Source organism: Micromonospora sp. NPDC002717 (assembly GCF_040295705.1).
Lineage (GTDB): Bacteria > Actinomycetota > Actinomycetes > Mycobacteriales > Micromonosporaceae > Micromonospora.
Genome location: NZ_JBEOVW010000011.1, coordinates 47,155 through 65,144, shown reverse-complemented (window position 1 = coordinate 65,144; position 17,990 = coordinate 47,155). Strand labels below are relative to the sequence as shown.

The window sequence follows — 17,990 nt, the reverse complement described above, 5'->3', positions numbered from 1 at the left end:
ACCTACTTCCCACAAGGACTCCGCATCACCACCCTCGTCATCAAGGACGGAAAGTTCGCCGCCGTATGGCGCCCCGGCGACGGCACACAATGGGTGCACTGGGGCATGTCGGGCGACGACTTCGCTGCCCGGGATCGGACCTACTTCGCCCAAGGGCTGCGCCTCGGCACCCTGACGACCGATAACGGGCGGCTCGCCGCAGTGTGGCGTCCGGGGGACGGCACCCAGTGGTGGAGTTCGCGGCGACACGTTGTCGACTTCAGGACCGAGGACGGCGCGTACTTCCAGCAGGGGCTCAGGATTGCGTGCCTCGACCTCGCCGAAGATCCGGTTGGCGCCTACCGGTACCCGTGGAAGGGCGGGGTCGCTCACAGAGTTGGACAAGGAAACAACAACCCCGCCGGCTCCCACAATGGCAGCCAATCTTGGGCTTTCGACTTCGACCTGCCTGCGGGCACCGAGATCCGCGCCGCCCGCGAAGGTACCGTCGAGTGGCTCCAGGAGAACCTGACGACGACCTACGACCCGAACCAGCCGACCACTCCGGCTAACACCCCGTTCCCGAACGGGAGTCTGCAGAACTGGGGCAACGCCGTACGGCTCCGCCACGCCGGCGGATTCACGAGCTGGTACTTCCACATCCAGGCCAACGGTGTGCTCGTGAACGTGGGCGACCAGGTGACGCAGGGGCAGGCAATCGCGCTCTCCGGCAACACGGGCCGATCGACCGCACCGCACCTGCACTTCCAGGTGCAGGCCGACTCGACGGACTGGGGCCAGTCCGTGGCGCACACCTTCGGCGCGAACTGCGAGCAGCCGGCGACCGGGGCGTCCGTGACATCGGACAACGTCACCTGACCGCCGCCGGGCGCGAGCTGGTCCTCGCCAGGTTCCTGCCGGTGCCTCCGCGCCCCTTCGGGCCGGCGTCGGTCCTGGTGGTGATGGGTGGGCGCGGCAGGTTTCGAACCGGCGACCCTCGCTTGTAAGTTCTGGGCGCTCCGTCCAGCGGGGTCCGTGCACGTCTTTGACGTCCAGCGTTCCGCAGCTGTCCGGCCTCGCCCCACCCGTTTGACCCTGTTGCTGTCACCGTTGCTATCTCTGGCGCCTGGCCAGCGCCCCTCTTCAGCTCGCGTTATTCGCGGTTGGTTGCCGACGTTTCACGCTGTCTGGTGCGCTCCTGTGTGCCCCAGACAGAGACGCGGCTGGCAAGGGTGGCTCCGAGGAGTGCTCCACCGATGAGCATGAGGGCGTAGCCGTACGCACCGTTCTGGACAGTCGAGTGGGCCGTGTAGGGGCCGCCGCTGGGACGAGCCGTGAAATAAGAGAGGGAAACGAGTACTGCCCCGAGCACGCCGCTGAGCACGACGGTCGCTCGGCTAGCGGCGAAACGCTTAGCGGCGATCGCTGAGGCGGCTCCGATCACTGCCCACGGAACCGGAAGGATTGAAAGCCAGCCGAGCAGCTTCAACTCGCCAGTCCTGAAGATGTCGCTGGGCATCCCGATCGGAGGCGCTTGAACGGCGGGTCCGAGTTTGGGAACCGGCAGCCTGGTCGCAACTGCGGCCAACACCCACACCGCGACGATGGTGACCGCCAGGCCGGTGGCCAGAGCACGTCCATTCCGGGCATGGAAGACCCCAGCAGTGAGGCCACCCAACACGAGCCCGGCGGCCAGGGCGATGGTCACGGACGTCTCCGGCCCACCAATCGCCAGGCTGACGTCACGGGCGTCGGCGGCCCTCCCGCGAAGGAACGGAACAGAGGTCAGACCCGCCGCAGCGACCAACGCGATGATGCCAAGTCGCCTCACCACGCCGGACAGCAAGCGGGAAGCCACCAGGCCGCCGAGTGCTGACGTCAGGGCTGCGAGGCCGGTGATGGTGGCCAACAGGTTAAGCCACTCCCCGTCCAGCCCGGCCCAGAAGCTTCGGTCGAACCGCAGGAGATCGCCCCACACCGCCACCATCAACTGGGCCAGCAGGGCCACGGCCACCGCCAGAGGGCCCAAGATCCAGACGAGCCATCGCAGGTTGCCGGTGCGTGACATGCGGCGAATGCTAAAGGCCCCGGAAGGGCACGTCCGTCCACGAGCCGACGTCGTGGCCGAACAGAGATCAGCCGCTGCATCCTGTATGCCATCGACCCGCCCGTCTGGGGAGCGGACCGCCGCCCGGCCCGCCACGCCAAGCGGACCTTGACCCACGTACGGACGTTGGCGGGTCGGGCGGGACCTGCTCGGCTCGCCCGGGTCGATGGAAGGCGCGATGGCCTACCGCAACCACCACGGACCGTGACTCGCCAACGCAGATCTCGGGCCAACGTCGGCGATGAAGGTGTTGGGTGGGCGCGGCAGGTTTCGAACCTGCGACCCCTCGCTTGTAAGGCGAGTGCTCTCCCACTGAGCTACGCGCCCGGAACGCCCGTACGGCGGGCCGGAGGCTGGCAAGCTTACCCTGCCACCCGCCGGCCCGGTCGTACGGTGTGCCCGGTTGGTCAGGCCGCGACGGCCTCCGCCAGGGCCTTGCGCCAGCCCTGCTGGTCGCGGGCCTCGCCCGGCATGTTCATCTCGGCGAAGCGCACCACGCCCGCCTTGTCGATGACGAAGGTGCCCCGGTTGGCGATGCCGGCGACGTCGTTGAAGACGCCGTACGCCTGGGCCACCGCGCCGTGCGGCCAGAAGTCGGCCAGCAGCGGGAACTGGTAGCCCTCCCGGTCGGCCCAGATCTTGTGGGCGTAGACCGAGTCGACGCTGACGGTGAGCACCTGGACGTCGTCGTTGACGTACTCGTTGAGGTTGTCCCGCACCTCGCACAGCTCACCCTGGCAGATGCCGGTGAAGGCGAGCGGGTAGAAGACCAGCAGCACGGTGCGCTTGCCGCGGAAGTCCGAGAGCCGGACCTCCTGGTTGTTCTGGTCCTTGAGCACGAAGTCCGGCGCCTCGGCGCCAACCTCGATCGGCATGCGAGCTCCTCAGGATGGGGTCGGATGGGCACCAGCCTGCCACACCCGGCGGTGGGCTCCGCCGGGTGCCACAGAGGCGCCTACTTCTTGGCCTTGGCCCCGCGCCGCAGGACGAGGCGGGCGCCGCTCCAGTCCCGGCCGGCGTTGACGGTCGAGGTCTGCTGGAGGCCGGCGGTGGGCGCGGACTCGGCGATCTCGCTCGGCTCGACGTGCCCCTCGCGCCCGGCCTTGGGCGTGAGCAGCCACACGACACCGTTGTCGGCCAGCGGGCCGAGGGCGTCGACGAGGAGCTCGAAGAGATCACCGTCGCCGTCGCGATACCAGACCAGCACCGCGTCGACCACCTCGTCGGTGTCCTCGTCGACCAGCTCTCCACAGCGGTCGGTCAGGGCGTCCCGGAGATCCTGGTCGACGTCGTCGTCGTACCCCATCTCCATGACGACCATCCCCGGCTCGATCCCGAACCGGTCCGCCAGGCTGCGTACCCCGTCGGCGGCCTGACCAGCGGTCGCGCTCACTGTCGCGTGCCTCCTCATCTCATCCCTGCTGGCGGCGTCGTGCGACGCCGTCAGGCAAGTCCACACAGTTGTGGCTCCCCGCGCAAGTGGCGCACCGGGTGGAACGGAATTTACCGTGCCAGCAGCGTACGGGCACCCTGGGTAATTGCTTCCTCGGAGACCAGAACCTGACGCGCCGCCGGACCTAATGGTACAAACGAGTCAACTCCGGCTACCCGCCGCGCCGCCCCGACATATCCGGCGTCGACCAGGGCCGCGATCACCCCCTCGCCCACCCCGCCGGACCGGCGCGTCTCGTCCACCACCAGCACGCGGCCGGTCGCGGCGGCCTCCCGGATGATGTCCGCCACCGGCAGCGGGGCGAGCCAGCGCAGATCCACCACCCGGGCGCCGATCCCCTCGTCGGCGAGGGTCGCCGCCGCGCGCAGCGACATCCGCACCCCGTTACCGAATGTGATGATCGTGACGTCCTCGGCGGAGCCGACCCCGTAGACCCGGGCCCGCCCGATCGGCACGTGCCCGCCGGTCCACGCGCCCGGCTCGGCATAGGGGGCCAGCCACTCGCCGTCGCCGTCGGCGTAGAGGTCGCGGGTGTGGTAGAGCGCGATCGGCTCCAGGAAGACGCAGACGCTGCCGTCCACCGCCGCGCTGGCCAGGCAGGTGCGCAACATGGGCGCGGCGTCGTCCGGCCGCGCCGGCACCGCGATCACCAGGCCCGGCACGTCCCGGAGTACGGCCACCGAGTTGTCGTTGTGGAAGTGCCCGCCGAAGCCCTCCTGGTACGCCAGCCCGGCCACCCGCACCACCATCGGGTTGCGGAACGCCCCCTGCGAGAAGAACTGCATGGTCGCCGCCTCGCCGCGCACCTGGTCCTCGGCGTTGTGCAGGTACGCCAGGTACTGGATCTCCGGCACGGGCAGCATCCCGGCCAGCCCGGCGCCGAGCCCCAGCCCGAGGATCGAGGTCTCGTCGAGCAGGGTGTCGAAGACCCGGGCCGCGCCGAACCGGTCCCGCAGCCCCTTGGTCACCCCGTAGACGCCGCCCTTGGCCCCGACGTCCTCGCCGAACACGGCCATCTGCGGGTGGTCGAGCATCCCGTCGGCGAGCGCGGCGTTGATGCTCTGCGCCAGGGTCAGCGGGCCGGTCAGCTCGGGCGGCTTGCCGCCGAACGCCTCCGCCCGCGCCCCGGCGCCGGGGCCGCTGGCCCGGGCCGCCGCGTCCGCCACCGCGCGGGCGACCCGCACCGGCCGGCGGGGGGCCAGCGGCGCCACCACCTCGGCCGGCGCGGCGAGCTTCGGCTCGTCCAGCACCTCCTCGGCGATCCGGCGCACCTGCCAGCCGATCTCGTCGTAGCGGGCCAGCAGCTCGTCGCCGCACGCGAAGCCCGCCTCGACCAGCAGCCGCGCGGTGCCGACCAGCGGGTCCCGGTCGAGGTCGGCGGCGATCTCGTCGGCGCCGCGGTACGCGGTCTCGGCGTCCGCGCCGGCGTGCCCCATCAGCCGCACCGTCGACAGGTGCAGCACGGCCGGGCGCCGGTGCCGGCGGACCCAGGCCGCCGCCTCGGCCGCCACCTCGTACGCCCGCACCAGGTCGCCGCCGTCGGCCGCGAAGTAGCGGATGCCCGGCCTGGACCGCAGCGCGGTCTCCACCCACCCCTTCGGGGAGCGGACGCTGATGCCGAGGCCGTTGTCCTCGCAGACGAAGAGCACCGGGATGCGCAGGCCGGTGTGGTCGTACCAGCCAGCGGTGTTGAACGCGGCGGTGGCGCTGGCGTGGTTGACCGAGGCGTCGCCGAACGAGCAGACCACGATGGCGTCGGGCGGCCAGGGCGCGTGCGCCGCTCCCCCGCCGCTGCCGACCCGCACCCCCTCCCCGGCGCGCCGGCCGGCCGTGTCCAGCCGGCGCAGGCGTTCCACGGCCAGCCCCATCCCGACGGCGCGGGGCAGGTGCGAGGCGATGGTGGAGGTGGTCGGGACGACGGCCAGGTCGGCCCGGCCGAAGACCTTGTGCCGCCCGCCGGCGATCGGTTCCCGGCTGGAGGCGACCATCCCCCGCAGCACGTCGCGGGCCGCCTCGGCGTACCCAGGGGGGAGCGGCCGGTCCGCGGCGGCCCCGGCGGTCGGCGGCGTGCCGGCCGGCTCCTCCGGGCCGGGCTCGTCCGCGCGGCTGGCGTCGTCGGGGGGTGCCGGGTCGGCGTCGGTGGGCCGGTCGGGCCGGTCGGCCGGGTCGGGTCGGGCGGCGTCGGCGGCCTGACCGGCGCGCACGCAGTAGAAGGCGCCCGAGCGGTAGTGCAGCAGCGCCGGATCGGTGGCGCGCAGGGCGGCGGCGACCGCGGCGTTCCCCTCGTGGCCGGCGGAGCCGATCGTGTAGAACCCCTCGCCGAAGCTGCGCAGCCAGCGCCCCGCCAGGTCGAGCTGGCGGCTGGTCACCTGGGCGTCGAAGAGGTCCAGCACCCGGGCGCCGGTGAGCGTCGCGTCGTCGGTGACCGGCCGCGCCGGGTCACGCGGCTGGTGCGGGGCGGCCAGCGCGGCCAGCGCCTCCCGGAACCGGTCGTCGAGATCTTGCGGGGTGGTCACGTCCGACAGCATTACCGACGAGCGCCCGACTCGCCCACCCGGACACGAACGACGCGGGGCGGTTCAGGCGTCGCCGCACGACTCGGGGCAGCCGCCGTCGGAGACCTTCCACACCAGCTCGCGCAGGCTCGCCAGCTCGTCGACGGTGAGCCCGGCGAGCAGTCGGGAGTCCGACATGACCTGCCGCACCCGGGCCCGCACCCGCCGGCCCTCGTCGGTCACCACCAGCGTCTTCTGCCGCCGGTCCGCCGGGTCGATCCGCCGCTCGACCAGCCCGGCCTGCTCCAGCTTGTCGACCAGGGCGGTCACGTTGGAGCGGTCGCAGCCGAGGACCGTGGCGAGGTCCCGGGCCGGCAGCGGCCGGTCGGGGTCGAGTTCGTGCAGCGCCCGGGCGGCGGCGGGGGTGAGCCCCAGCGCGCCGACCTCGACGTCCTGGTGGTGCCGCATCGCGGAGGCGACGTGCATGATCCGGCGCACCACGTCGCCGGCCAGCTCGGGCCGGTCGCCCGGAGCGGGACGGGCGGGGAGGTCGGTGTGCTGCGCCATGCCTCACATCCTACTTGCGGTTCAATAGTTGAGCAGCTCTACTATCGAGCAGCTCACGCAAATCGCGATGAGCACCCGACGGAGGAGTTCCCGCATGTCCGACCTCTCGGTCCTCGCCATCTCCGGCAGCCTGCGCGACGCGTCGTTCAACACGGCGCTGATCCGGGCCGCGCAGCGCCTCGCCCCCGAGGGCATGACCATCCAGCGGTACGAGCACCTCGGCGCCATCCCGCCCTTCAGCGAGGACGTCGAGCCCGAGCCGCCCGCGCCCGTGGCCGACCTGCGGGAGCGGATCGCGGCGGCGGACGCGCTGCTCATCGCCACCCCGGAGTACAACTACGGCGTGCCCGGCGTGCTCAAGAACGCGCTCGACTGGGCGTCCCGACCGAGCTTCCCGATCACCTCGTGGGTGTCGCCCCTGGCACACAAGCCGGTGGCCATCATGGGCGCGGCGCCGACCGGCATGGGCACCGTACGGGCCCAGCTCCAGCTCCGGCAGCTCTTCCTCTGGACCGACTCGGCCGTGCTGAGCAAGCCGGAGATCATCGTGACGAACGCGCACGAGAAGCTGGCGCTCGACGGCACCGTCAAGGACGAGACCACCGAGGCGCTGCTCCGCGGCCTGCTCGACGCGCTGGTCACCCGCGTCCGCGTCACCCAGCTCGCCACCGCCGCCTGACCGGCGACGCGGAAGGCCCACCCGGCACCGCCCCCCTGCCCCGGTGCGGGGCGGGGCGGTCAGCCGGGGAGGAAGGAGAACCGGACGGTCCGGGTGGGGTTGTCGCCGTTGGGGTCGACCAGGCAGAGCGACTGCCAGGTGCCCAGCGCCAACCGCCCGTCCACCACGGGCAGCGTCGCGTACGGGGGGACGAACGCCGGCAGCACGTGGTCGCGCCCGTGGCCGGGCGAGCCGTGCCGGTGCCGCCAGCGGTCGTCCGTGGGCAGCAGGTCGTCGAGCGCGGTGAGCAGGTCGTCGTCGGAGCCCGAGCCGGTCTCGATGAGCGCCAGCCCGGCCGTGGCGTGCGGCACGAAGACGTGCAGCAGGCCGTCGCCCTGACCGGCGACGAACCGCTCGGCCTCCGCCGTGATGTCCCGGACGGCCGGCCGGGACCCGGTCTGGACCGTGATCACCTCACTGCGCATACGTCGCATTCTGCCGTAGTGCCGGGTCAGAAGCTGCCGCCACCGGAGTCGCCGCCACCGGAGTCGCCCCACCGGACCAGCCGCCACCGGAGTCGCCCCCACTCCACCAACCACCGCCGGACCCGCCGTCCCGGCCGTAGTCACGGTCGCCGTACTCCGCGCCGACGTCCCCGCTCGGGCCGGCGTACAGCGACCCCGCTGCCGCGCCCTGAGGGCGGTGCCGGCCACGCGGCCGCCGCGCGTCCCGGGATCAGCCCGACCCCGAGCAGCGCCAGGGTCGCGCCCAGCGCCGCGATCATGAACGCGCCCGGTGACACGAGCCAGCCGGCCACCCCGCCGACCGCCGTGCCGGCCACCCCGACGGCGGTCATCGTCCCGCCGAGGACCACCGGTCGCCATCTCATGCCGGCAGGGTAGGGAGGCCGGACAAGTCCGCCCGGTGGGCGACCGGCGGTCCGGAACGCCGGGGCGACCGGGCGGGACCGCCGGTCGCAGAAAGTTACCGACGGGTACCTGTGTTCAGCGTCGCGTCTCGGGGCGGTGGGCGTGACGGCGGGTGCCACCAGGGGGCAGGATGACGCTAGAGACCTATCCCACACAGAACCGAGGGAACGCCTGTGGCTACGGAACGCAAGCGCCCGGTGATCACCGCTGGTCTGCCGAGCCAGCTTCCGGACATCGACCCTGGAGAGACCAGCGAATGGGTCGAGTCGCTCGATGGTGTCATCGACGAGCGCGGAACCAAGCGCGCCCGCTATGTCATGCTGCGCCTGCTGGAGCGGGCCCGCGAGCGCCAGGTCGGGGTGCCGTCGCTGACCACCACCGACTACATCAACACCATCCCGCCGGAGCGCGAGCCGTGGTTCCCGGGTGACGAGCACGTGGAGCGGCGGATCCGGGCGTACGTCCGGTGGAACGCGGCCATGCTCGTGCACCGGGCGCAGCGCCCCGAGATCGGCGTCGGTGGGCACATCTCCACCTTCGCCAGCTCCGCCTCCCTCTACGAGGTGGGCTTCAACCACTTCTTCCGGGGCAAGAACCACCCGGGCGGCGGCGACCACATCTTCTACCAGGGCCACGCCTCCCCCGGCATGTACGCGCGGGCGTTCCTCGAGGGGCGGCTGACCGAGCACCAGCTCGACGGCTTCCGCCAGGAGCTGTCCCACCCGGGTGGCGGCCTGCCGTCGTACCCGCACCCGCGGCTGATGCCGGACTTCTGGGAGTTCCCCACGGTCTCCATGGGCCTGGGCGGCCTGAACGCGATCTACCAGGCGCGGTTCAACCGCTACCTGCACCACCGGGGCATCAAGGACACCTCGGACCAGCACGTATGGGCGTACCTGGGCGACGGCGAGATGGACGAGCCGGAGACGCTCGGCGCGATCGGCGTGGCCGCCCGCGAGGAGCTGGACAACCTCACCTTCGTGATCAACTGCAACCTCCAGCGGCTCGACGGTCCGGTGCGGGGCAACGGCAAGGTCATGCAGGAGCTGGAGGCGTTCTTCCGGGGCGCCGGCTGGAACGTCATCAAGGTGGTCTGGGGCCGCGAGTGGGACCCGCTGCTGGCGGCGGACACCGACGGCGCGCTGGTCAACCTGATGAACACCACGCCCGACGGCGACTACCAGACCTACAAGGCGGAGTCCGGGGCGTACGTCCGGGAGCACTTCTTCGGCCGCGACCAGCGGACCCGCAAGATGGTCGAGGACCTCAGCGACGACGAGATCTGGAACCTCAAGCGGGGCGGGCACGACTACCGCAAGCTCTACGCGGCCTACAAGGCGGCGATGGAGCACACCGGCCAGCCGACCGTGATCCTGGCCAAGACGATCAAGGGCTGGACGCTGGGCTCGCACTTCGAGGCCCGCAACGCCACGCACCAGATGAAGAAGCTGACGCTGGAGGACCTGAAGACCTTCCGCGACCGGCTCTACCTGGACATCCCGGACAAGGCGCTGGAGGACAACCCCTACCTCCCGCCGTACTACCACCCCGGCGAGAAGTCCGACGAGATCGCCTACCTCAAGGAGCGGCGCCAGCAGCTCGGCGGCTACCTGCCGTCGCGGCGGCCGGGCAGCAAGCGGCTGGCCATCCCGGGCCCGGAGCGCTTCGCCGACGTCAAGCGCGGCTCGGGCAAGCAGAAGGTGGCCACCACCATGGCCTTCGTCCGCCTGCTCAAGGACGTGATGAAGGACAAGGAGTTCGGCAAGCGCTGGGTGCCGATCATCCCGGACGAGGCCCGCACCTTCGGCATGGACTCGCTCTTCCCCACGCAGAAGATCTACTCGCCGCACGGCCAGCGCTACACCTCCGTCGACCGGGAGCTGTTCCTGTCGTACAAGGAGGCCACCGGCGGGCAGATCCTGCACGAGGGCATCAACGAGGCCGGCTCGGTCGCCTCGTTCACCGCGGCGGGTTCGTCGTACGCGACGCACGACGAGCCGATGATCCCGATGTACATCTTCTATTCGATGTTCGGGTTCCAGCGCACCGCCGACGGGCTGTGGGCCGCCGCCGACCAGATGGCCCGGGGCTTCCTGCTCGGCGCCACCGCCGGCCGCACCACGCTCAACGGTGAGGGGCTCCAGCACGAGGACGGCCACTCGCTCCTGATCGCCGCCACCAACCCGGCGGTGGTCGCGTACGATCCGGCGTTCGCGTTCGAGATCGCGCACATCCTGGAGAACGGCCTGCACCGGATGTACGGCGACGCCCAGGAGAACGTCTTCTACTACCTGACGGTCTACAACGAGCCGATCCTGCAGCCGGCGGAACCGGCGGGCGTGGACGTCGAGGGGATCCTCAAGGGCATCTACCGCTACGCGCCGGCCCCGCAGGTGGACGGCCCGAAGGCGAACATCCTGGCCTCCGGCACGGGCATGCAGTGGGCGCTCAAGGCGCAGCAGCTGCTCGCCCAGGACTGGGGCGTGGCCGCCGACGTCTGGTCGGTGACCTCCTGGACGGAGCTGCGCCGCGACGCGGTGGAGTGCGAGGAGCACAACCTGCTCAACCCGGGCGCGGAGCAGCGGGTGCCGTACGTGGCGCGGAAGCTGGCCGACGCCGACGGGCCGAAGGTCGCGGTCAGCGACTGGATGCGCGCGGTGCCGGACCTGATCGCCCGCTGGGTGCCCGGGGACTACACCTCGCTCGGCACGGACGGGTTCGGCATGTCCGACACCCGGCACGCCCTGCGCCGGCACTTCCACGTCGACGCCGAGTCCGTGGCGGTGGCGACGCTGCGGCAGCTCGCCCTGCGCGGCGCGGTGCCGGCGAACGTCCCCGCCGAGGCGGCCAAGAAGTACGCCATCGAGGACGTCAACGCCGCCCCGGTCGGCGAGACCGGCGGCGACAGCTAGGTCGTCCGCGACGAAGGGCCCGGCGCATCCGCGCCGGGCCCTTCGTCGTGCCTGGGGGACGAACGGTGGTGGCCCGGAGTCCCTGGCGGGGACACCGGGCCACCATCGTCGCGCGGGCGACGCCAGGACCGGCCCGGTCAGCCGACGGCGGCCAGGTCGGTCAGCCGGGCGAGCGAGTCCTCCAGGTCGGCGCCGACCCTGCGCAGGCCGAGGCGGAGCAGGGCCGCCTTGACCGGACCGGCGGGCCACCGGACGACGATGAGCCGCACGATCGTCCCGCCCTCCTCCTCGTCGTCGGCGGTGAGCTGGACGTAGATCTCGGTGCGCGCCTCCGCCCGGGCACCGGCGCCCTTGGCGCGTTCGCGCCAGCCGATCAGGGTCGGCTCCTGGTAGGCGATCACCTCGGCCTCATGCGCCGCGCCACGGCCGGCCTGGACCAGTTGTCGCCGCCCGAAGCCCTCTCCCGAGAGCACCTCGGCCGCACGGACCCCCGCCAGCCAGGCCGGCAACTGCTCGGCCCGCTGCACGACGTTCCAGACCGCTTCCACTGGCGCCATCACGTGCGCACTGCGTTCCACGAGGATCATTTCCGTCTTTCCTCCAGTGAGGACATCCCACGATATCGGCACTCTATGCGCAAATTTGGACGTACCTGGACGGGTTCGGAAAAAGACACGCCGAAATCCATTGCGCCACGGCGTCGTACGGCCTATGGCGCATCGCCCGGCCGACCCCTAGAGTCGCGAACACGATTCACGTACGACGGGAGGGCGCATGTCGACCGCAGCGATGCCCGAGTTCCCCGCCGGATTCCGCTGGGGAGTGTCCACCTCCGCCTACCAGATCGAGGGCGGCGTCGGCGAGGACGGGCGCGGCCCGTCCATCTGGGACACCTTCGCCCACGACCCCGGCCGCATCGCCGACGGCAGCACCGGCGACGTGGCCTGCGACCACTACCACCGGCACGCGGAGGACGTCGCGCTGCTGGCCGGGCTGGGCGTCTCGGCGTACCGCTTCTCCGTCGCCTGGCCCCGGGTGCGGCCCACCGGCGACGGTCCGGTCAACGCCGCCGGGCTGGACTTCTACGACCGCCTGGTCGACGACCTGCTGGCCCACGACATCGACCCGGTCGCCACCCTCTTCCACTGGGACCTGCCCCAGCCCCTGGAGGACGCCGGCGGCTGGCTCGCCCGGGACACCGCCCACCGGTTCGCCGAGTACGCCGACGCCACCGCCGCCCGCCTCGGCGACCGGGTGAAGCTCTGGATCACCCTCAACGAGCCGTTCATCCACATGAGCCTCGGCCACGGCACGGGCGAGCACGCCCCCGGGCGGACGCTGCTCTTCGACGCGTTCCCGGTCGCCCACCACCAGCTCCTCGGCCACGGCCTCGCCGTCGCGGCGCTGCGGGCACGCACCACGAGCCCGGTCGCCATCGCCAACAACTACTCGCCCGTGCGGCCGGCCGGCGACAGCGACGCCGACCGGGCGGCGGGCGCGGCGTACGAGGCGCTGCACAACCGCCTCTTCACCGACCCGCTCCTCGGCCGGGGCTACCCGGTCGGGCTCGGCTTCGACGAGACCGTGGTGCGCGACGGTGACCTGGCCGTCGTCGCCGCCCCGATCGACGTGCTCGGGGTCAACTACTACAACCCGACCGGCGTACGCGCCCCGGACGAGGGCTCGCCGCTGCCGTTCGAGCTGGTGCCGCTGGACGGGTACCCGCGCACCGCGTTCGACTGGCCGGTCGCCCCCGACGGGCTGCGTGAGCTGCTCGGCTGGCTGCACCGCACGTACGGCGACGACCTGCCGCCGATCCAGGTCACCGAGAGCGGCTGCGCGTACGACGACGTGCCCGACGCCGACGGCCGGGTGCACGATCCGGAACGGATCGCGTACCTCGACGGGCACCTGCGCGCGGTGCGCGCCGCGATGGCCGACGGCGTGGACGTGACCGGCTACTTCGTCTGGTCCCTGCTGGACAACTGGGAGTGGGCGGAGGGTTTCACCAAGCGCTTCGGCCTGGTGCACGTCGACTTCGACACGCAGGCCCGTACGCCCAAGTCCTCGTACGCCTGGTTCCGCGACCTGATCAGCCGGCCGTGACCACCGTCGACCCGACGCCCGGGTCGCTGCCGGCGGCGCTCGCCGAACCGACCGTGCCGGTCCGGCGGAGCTGGGTCGCGCTGGTCTTCGCCGCGAACCTCGGGGTCTGGATGGCGTTCTTCACCCCGATCCAGGTGCTGCTGCCGCAGCAGGTGGAACGGATCGCGCCGGCGGACAAGGAGGCCATGCTCGCGGTGGTCACCGGGTTCGGCGCGCTCGCCGCGGTGCTCGCCAACCCCCTCGCCGGGGCGCTGTCGGACCGGACCTGCCCGCGGCTGGCCGGGCGGGAGTTCGGCCGCCGGCACGTCTGGACCGCCGGCGGCGCGGTGCTCGGCGCGGCGGCCCTGGTGCTGCTGGCCCAGCAACGCACCGTCGCCGGGGTCGCGCTCGGCTGGGTCGCCGCCCAGGTCTGCTTCAACGCGATGCTGGCCAGCCTGACCGCCGCCGTGCCGGACCGGGTGCCCGTCGCCCAGCGGGGGCGGTGTCTCCGGCTGGGTGGGCATCCCCCAGGCCTTGGGGCTGGTGCTCGGGGTGGTGCTGGTCACCGCACTGGTCACCGGCACCGCCGCCGGCTACCTGGCGGTGGCCGCCGCGGTGCTGCTGCTGTCCCTGCCGTTCGCGCTGCTCACCGCCGACGACCCGCTGCCCCGGGCGCACCGCCCGGCGCTGCGACCGCGCGCCCTGCTCGCCGCGATGTGGGTGTCGCCCCGTCGCCACCCCGACTTCGGCTGGGCCTGGATCACCCGGTTCCTGGTCCAGCTCGGCAACGCGCTCGGCACGCTCTACCTGCTCTACTTCCTCACCGACGAGGTGCGCCACGCCGACCCCGAGGGCGGCCTGCTGGTGCTGATCCTGCTCTACACGGCCGGCCTGGCGGCCACCGCCGTGGTGGCCGGCCGGCTGTCGGACCGCTCCGGCCGGCGCAAGGTCTTCGTGATCACCGCCGGCGGAATCATGGCCGTCGCCGCGCTGCTGCTCGCTGTGGCGCCGGTCTGGCCGGTGGCGGTGGCCGCCGCGCTGCTGCTGGGCGCCGGCTACGGGGTCTACCTGTCGGTCGACGCCGCGCTCATCACCCAGGTGCTACCGGCCGCGGCGGACCGGGCCAAGGACCTCGGGGTCATCAACATCGCCAACTCGGCCCCGCAGGTGCTCGGGCCGGCGATCTCCGCCCCGCTCGTGGTGCACCTCGGCGGCTATCCGGCGCTCTACGCGGTCACCGCCGCGGTCACCGTGCTGGGCAGCGTGCTGGTGCTGAAGATCCGCTCGGTGCCCTGAGGCGTACCCCTGGCCGAATCCGGTCGCGCGCCGCCGTAGGCTGGGGGGCGTGACGGTACGTGTACGCTTCGCCCCTTCCCCGACCGGTATGTTCCACGTCGGCGGCGCCCGCTCCGCGCTGCAGAACTGGATCTACGCCAAGCAGCAGGGCGGGGTGTTCGTGCTCCGCATCGAGGACACCGACGCGGCGCGCAACAAGCCGGAGTGGACCGAGGGCATCCTCTCGGCGCTGGACTGGATCGGCATCGAGCGCGGCAGCTACGAGGGCCCATACTTCCAGTCCCAGTACGCCGGCGAGCACCGGGCCGCCGCCGCCCGGCTGTACGAGTCCGGCCGGGCCTACTACTGCGACTGCACCCGGGAGGCCGTGCAGGCCCGCACCGGCTCGCAGTACCAGGGCTACGACGGCTTCTGCCGCGACCGTGGCCTGCCGCCCGGCGAGGGCCGTGCCCTGCGCTTCCGCACGCCCGATGAGGGCGCGACCGTGGTGGTCGACCTGATCCGCGGCGAGCCGACGTTCGAGAACAAGCTGATCGAGGACTTCGTCATCGCCCGGGGCGACGGCTCGCCGGTGTTCCTGCTGGCCAACGTGGTCGACGACATGACCATGGGGATCACCCACGTGATCCGGGCCGAGGAGCACCTGCCCAACACGCCGAAGCAGCAGCTGCTCTGGGACGCCCTCGGCGTCAAGCCGCCGGTCTGGGCGCACGTGCCGGTGGTGGTCAACGAGAAGCGGCAGAAGCTCTCCAAGCGGCGGGACAAGGTGGCCCTGGAGGCGTACCGGGACGAGGGCTACCTCGCCGCGGCGATGCGCAACTACCTGATGCTGCTCGGCTGGGCGCCCTCCGGCGACCGGGAGATCGTCCCGTGGTCGGTGATCGAGGAGGAGTTCCGGCTGGCGGAGGTCAACCCCTCGCCGGCGTTCTTCGACGAGAAGAAGCTGCGCGCGTTCAACGGCGAGTACATCCGGGCGCTGCCGGTCGAGGAGTTCGTCGAGGCCTGCCGGCCGTGGCTGACCGGCACCGGCACGATCGCCCCGCCGCCGTGGCAGCCGGAGGAGTTCGACGCGGACGCCTTCGCGGCCGTGGCCCCGCTGGCGCAGACCCGGATCGCGGTGCTCAGCGAGATCGTGCCGAACGTCGACTTCCTCTTCCTCGCCGCGCCGCTGGTCGACGAGGCCGCCTGGGCCAAGGCGATGAAGGAGGGCTCGGCGGAGCTGCTGGACGCGGCCACGGCGGCCTTCGAGGGGCTGGAGTCCTGGGACGCGGAGACGCTGAAGTCGACGCTGGAGGCGGTCGGCGCCGAGCGCGGCCTCAAGCTCGGCAAGGCCCAGGCGCCGGTGCGCGTCGCGGTCACCGGCCGCACGGTCGGGCTGCCGCTGTTCGAGTCGCTGGAGGTGCTCGGCCGCGAGCGCACCCTGAGCCGGCTGCGGGCCGCCCGGGTCCGCCTCGTCTGACCTCGACAGACGTACCGTCAGCGCCCGGGCCGGTCCGACCGGCCCGGGCGCCGGGCCGTCGGGCCGGTGACGGTCAGCGGCGGCGGAGCAACAGGCCCGCCGCGAGGGCGGCCAGCGCCACGGCGCCGCCGAGCGCCCACAGCCAGCCCCGCCCCGCCGCGTCCTCGCTGCGCCCGGCCGTCGGCACCGCAGCCGCCGTCGTGCCGCCGCCCGTCGGGACGGGCGCGGCCGAGGTCGGCGCCGCGGAGCCGGTCGGCGACGGTACGGCCGACGCCGGCGGGGTCGGACCGGTCGACGGGGGCGGTTCGGCGGGGGTGCCGGTGGTGAGGGTGAACCGCACCTCGCCGGAGACCGGGTGCCCGTCGCTGGACGCCAACCGGTAGCCGACGACGTACAGCCCCGCCCTGCCGGGCGTGAACGGGATGCTGACCCGGGAGCCGGAGAAGGTCGGCGGGCCGCCCGACGCGGCCACGTTGTCCGGCCCGGTGACTGTGATCTTCGTCGTGCCCGGGTCGGGCTTCGCCAGGAACCGGAGTTCGATCCGGGTCGGCGCCTCGGCCACCCGGGCGCCGTTGCGCGGATCGCTGCCGGTCAGCGAGTTGTGCGCGGCAGCCGGCGCGGCCGGCAGCGCCAGCGACACACCGAGCGCCACGCCGACCACCACTGGCCAGGTGCGTACCGCGCGTGGGACCCTGCCCCCCATGAACCCCTCCGTAAGGGTACGATCCGCCCGCTGATCAACGGCTGCCGCTCATTAGTCGGGCCCAGATCGCAGATAGTTCCAATTACTGTTCCACGAGCTGCAACCGATCGACGTTCTGCGGAGTCTTGAGAGTGGGCACCCGATGTGTGCGGGTTCGGTCACTCCGTCGGCCAGGCAACGCGTGACCTGCAGCAAGCCATCCATCGAGCGGGGCGAGGAGGCGGCGATGGTCCGGACGATGCGGCGACTGGTCGCTGTGGTGGCAGGCGGGCTCGCGGCGACGGTCCTGTCGCTCGGTCTCGCCGGGGCGGCGAAGGCGGCGCCGAAGCCGCCGCCCGCCGGCGTGGAGATCACCGGCGAGGGCCTGGCCGAGCCGCTGCGGCTGCACGCCGACGCCCACCCGGCACACGTCGTGGCGGTCGTCGACCAGGTCAACTTCCTCGGCCGCACCGGGCAGGCCCGTGGCCCGAAGGCGGCCGACCTCGGTCCGAAGTACACGGTCGTGGTGTTCGCCGGCGACGTTCCGAAGCAGACGTACGACCTCTACCCGAAGGCGGTCGGCGGGCCGCGGGTCTACCGGCCCGCCAAGCAGCCCGACTCCCGCAAGACCACCGCGGGGTGGTTCCTCGGCCGGCTCAGCATGTCGGAGACGCTCCGCACCGCCGGTGTGCCGCTGGAGCGGCAGTTCGACACGGTGAGCGGCGGCGTCGGCGGCGGCGAGCGGGTCATCCCGGAGGACGCGCTCAACCCGGCGAAGGACATCGACGAGGCCCTCGGCGAGCTGCAGCGACTGCTGCTGCTCAACGTGGCGGTGGTGCTGGTGATCACGTCCGGTCTCGCCGGGATCGCGCTGCTGGTCCGCCGCCGCACCCGCTGACGGCCGCACGTCGTTGGCCCGCGCCAGCGGGGACGTTCGTGCCACGCGCCCCCGTGGGGTCAGCACCAGCGGCGTGGCGGTCGCTCCCGGCGGACGACACGGTGCCGGGGGCGGACCGGGCCGTGCCGGTGCGCGCCGGCCCAACCGGGCAGGTCGCTGCGGCAGCCCTGCGCCGCCGCCGGCTCGACCTCGCCGGGCAGGGCCGCCTCGGCGGCACGCTGCCGGGGCACCGGGGCGTCCTCGTCGGCGCGCTCCGCCGCACGACCAGGGGGCTCCGGCGCATGGGCCGGGAACCCGCCGGGCAGCCGGCGGTGATGCTTGGCGGCCGCCTGCTGGTCGTGGTGGCCCGTCCGGCAGGGCTCACCCTGGGCGCAGCCGTGCTCGGCCTCCCCGTGCGCCATCCGGTCTCCTCACGCTCGCCACGCCCGCCGGGGTCGCCCGACGTGCCCTGTCACCGTACTGGCCGGCAC

The 17,990-nt window shown here is 72.6% G+C and carries 16 protein-coding genes, 1 tRNA gene and 1 pseudogene; 7 read left to right on the top strand and 11 right to left on the bottom strand.

All coding sequences use genetic code 11. From position 1 onward, the window contains the following. The coding region (locus ABT006_RS18250) for a peptidoglycan DD-metalloendopeptidase family protein (RefSeq protein ID WP_350707766.1) at positions 1–858 on the top strand (858 nt) is incomplete at its 5' end. Positions 859–1,132: 274 nt separating this feature from the next. On the opposite strand, the gene ABT006_RS18245 is transcribed toward ABT006_RS18250, so the two are convergent. The 6 genes from ABT006_RS18245 to ABT006_RS18220 all read right to left on the bottom strand — a co-directional run bounded on the left by ABT006_RS18245 (position 1,133) and on the right by ABT006_RS18220 (position 6,601). Continuing rightward, positions 1,133–2,047, bottom strand: a complete 915-nt coding sequence (locus ABT006_RS18245) for a hypothetical protein (RefSeq protein WP_350707764.1) — start codon at positions 2,045–2,047, stop codon at positions 1,133–1,135. A gap of 294 nt (positions 2,048–2,341) precedes the next feature. Continuing rightward, positions 2,342–2,413, bottom strand: a tRNA-Val gene (locus tag ABT006_RS18240). Positions 2,414–2,493: 80 nt separating this feature from the next. Then, a complete protein-coding gene (locus tag ABT006_RS18235; RefSeq protein WP_091104391.1) occupies positions 2,494–2,961 on the bottom strand; it encodes a peroxiredoxin in 468 nt (155 codons plus the stop codon). Positions 2,962–3,041: 80 nt separating this feature from the next. Beyond that, positions 3,042–3,479, bottom strand: a complete 438-nt coding sequence (locus tag ABT006_RS18230) for a DUF3052 domain-containing protein (protein WP_350707762.1) — start codon at positions 3,477–3,479, stop codon at positions 3,042–3,044. A 110-nt stretch (positions 3,480–3,589) separates the two neighbouring features. Then, complete coding sequence (locus tag ABT006_RS18225) at positions 3,590–6,067, bottom strand: transketolase C-terminal domain-containing protein (RefSeq protein ID WP_350707760.1); 2,478 nt, start codon at positions 6,065–6,067, stop codon at positions 3,590–3,592. Positions 6,068–6,118: 51 nt separating this feature from the next. Further along, positions 6,119–6,601, bottom strand: coding sequence for a MarR family winged helix-turn-helix transcriptional regulator (locus tag ABT006_RS18220; protein ID WP_350707758.1), 483 nt, complete (start codon positions 6,599–6,601; stop codon positions 6,119–6,121). A gap of 94 nt (positions 6,602–6,695) precedes the next feature. On the opposite strand from ABT006_RS18220, the gene ABT006_RS18215 reads away from it, so the two are divergent. Next, positions 6,696–7,280: an NADPH-dependent FMN reductase gene (locus ABT006_RS18215; protein WP_350707756.1), complete on the top strand. Its 585-nt coding sequence runs from the start codon at positions 6,696–6,698 to the stop codon at positions 7,278–7,280. Between the two features lie 59 nt (positions 7,281–7,339). Here ABT006_RS18215 and ABT006_RS18210 read toward each other — a convergent pair whose 3' ends face one another. Continuing rightward, entirely contained in the window at positions 7,340–7,744 is a 405-nt protein-coding gene (locus tag ABT006_RS18210) for a YjbQ family protein (RefSeq protein WP_350707754.1), read from the bottom strand. 140 nt (positions 7,745–7,884) lie between these two features. Continuing rightward, a complete protein-coding gene (locus ABT006_RS18205; RefSeq protein ID WP_350707753.1) occupies positions 7,885–8,148 on the bottom strand; it encodes a hypothetical protein in 264 nt (87 codons plus the stop codon). Positions 8,149–8,361: 213 nt separating this feature from the next. On the opposite strand from ABT006_RS18205, the gene aceE reads away from it, so the two are divergent. Next, positions 8,362–11,100 (top strand): pyruvate dehydrogenase (acetyl-transferring), homodimeric type, encoded by a 2,739-nt coding sequence (aceE, locus tag ABT006_RS18200; RefSeq protein WP_350707751.1) that lies wholly within the window; start codon positions 8,362–8,364, stop codon positions 11,098–11,100. 137 nt (positions 11,101–11,237) lie between these two features. Here the strand turns inward: aceE and ABT006_RS18195 are convergent, their stop codons facing one another. After that, the gene (locus ABT006_RS18195; protein WP_350707749.1) at positions 11,238–11,687 is read right to left on the bottom strand and encodes an SRPBCC family protein; all 450 of its coding nucleotides are present in this window, start codon (positions 11,685–11,687) and stop codon (positions 11,238–11,240) included. A gap of 187 nt (positions 11,688–11,874) precedes the next feature. Between ABT006_RS18195 and ABT006_RS18190 the strand changes: the two genes are divergently transcribed. The 3 genes and pseudogenes from ABT006_RS18190 (at position 11,875) to gltX (ending at position 15,940) form a co-directional block, all read left to right on the top strand. After that, positions 11,875–13,206: a GH1 family beta-glucosidase gene (locus ABT006_RS18190; protein WP_350707747.1), complete on the top strand. Its 1,332-nt coding sequence runs from the start codon at positions 11,875–11,877 to the stop codon at positions 13,204–13,206. Next, positions 13,203–14,481, top strand: a pseudogene (locus ABT006_RS18185) (MFS transporter). The gene ABT006_RS18190 and the pseudogene ABT006_RS18185 overlap by 4 nt, the downstream one beginning before the upstream one ends. A gap of 49 nt (positions 14,482–14,530) precedes the next feature. Further along, positions 14,531–15,940, top strand: a complete 1,410-nt coding sequence (gene gltX / locus ABT006_RS18180; RefSeq protein ID WP_350707745.1) for a glutamate--tRNA ligase — start codon at positions 14,531–14,533, stop codon at positions 15,938–15,940. Positions 15,941–16,013: 73 nt separating this feature from the next. On the opposite strand, the gene ABT006_RS18175 is transcribed toward gltX, so the two are convergent. Beyond that, the gene (locus ABT006_RS18175; protein ID WP_350707743.1) at positions 16,014–16,643 is read right to left on the bottom strand and encodes a copper resistance CopC family protein; all 630 of its coding nucleotides are present in this window, start codon (positions 16,641–16,643) and stop codon (positions 16,014–16,016) included. 226 nt (positions 16,644–16,869) lie between these two features. Here ABT006_RS18175 and ABT006_RS18170 point away from each other — a divergent pair, with 226 nt between their 5' ends. Further along, positions 16,870–17,520: a hypothetical protein gene (locus ABT006_RS18170; protein ID WP_350707741.1), complete on the top strand. Its 651-nt coding sequence runs from the start codon at positions 16,870–16,872 to the stop codon at positions 17,518–17,520. A 59-nt stretch (positions 17,521–17,579) separates the two neighbouring features. On the opposite strand, the gene ABT006_RS18165 is transcribed toward ABT006_RS18170, so the two are convergent. Next, a complete protein-coding gene (locus tag ABT006_RS18165; protein ID WP_350707739.1) occupies positions 17,580–17,921 on the bottom strand; it encodes a hypothetical protein in 342 nt (113 codons plus the stop codon). Positions 17,922–17,990: the final 69 nt, after the last annotated feature.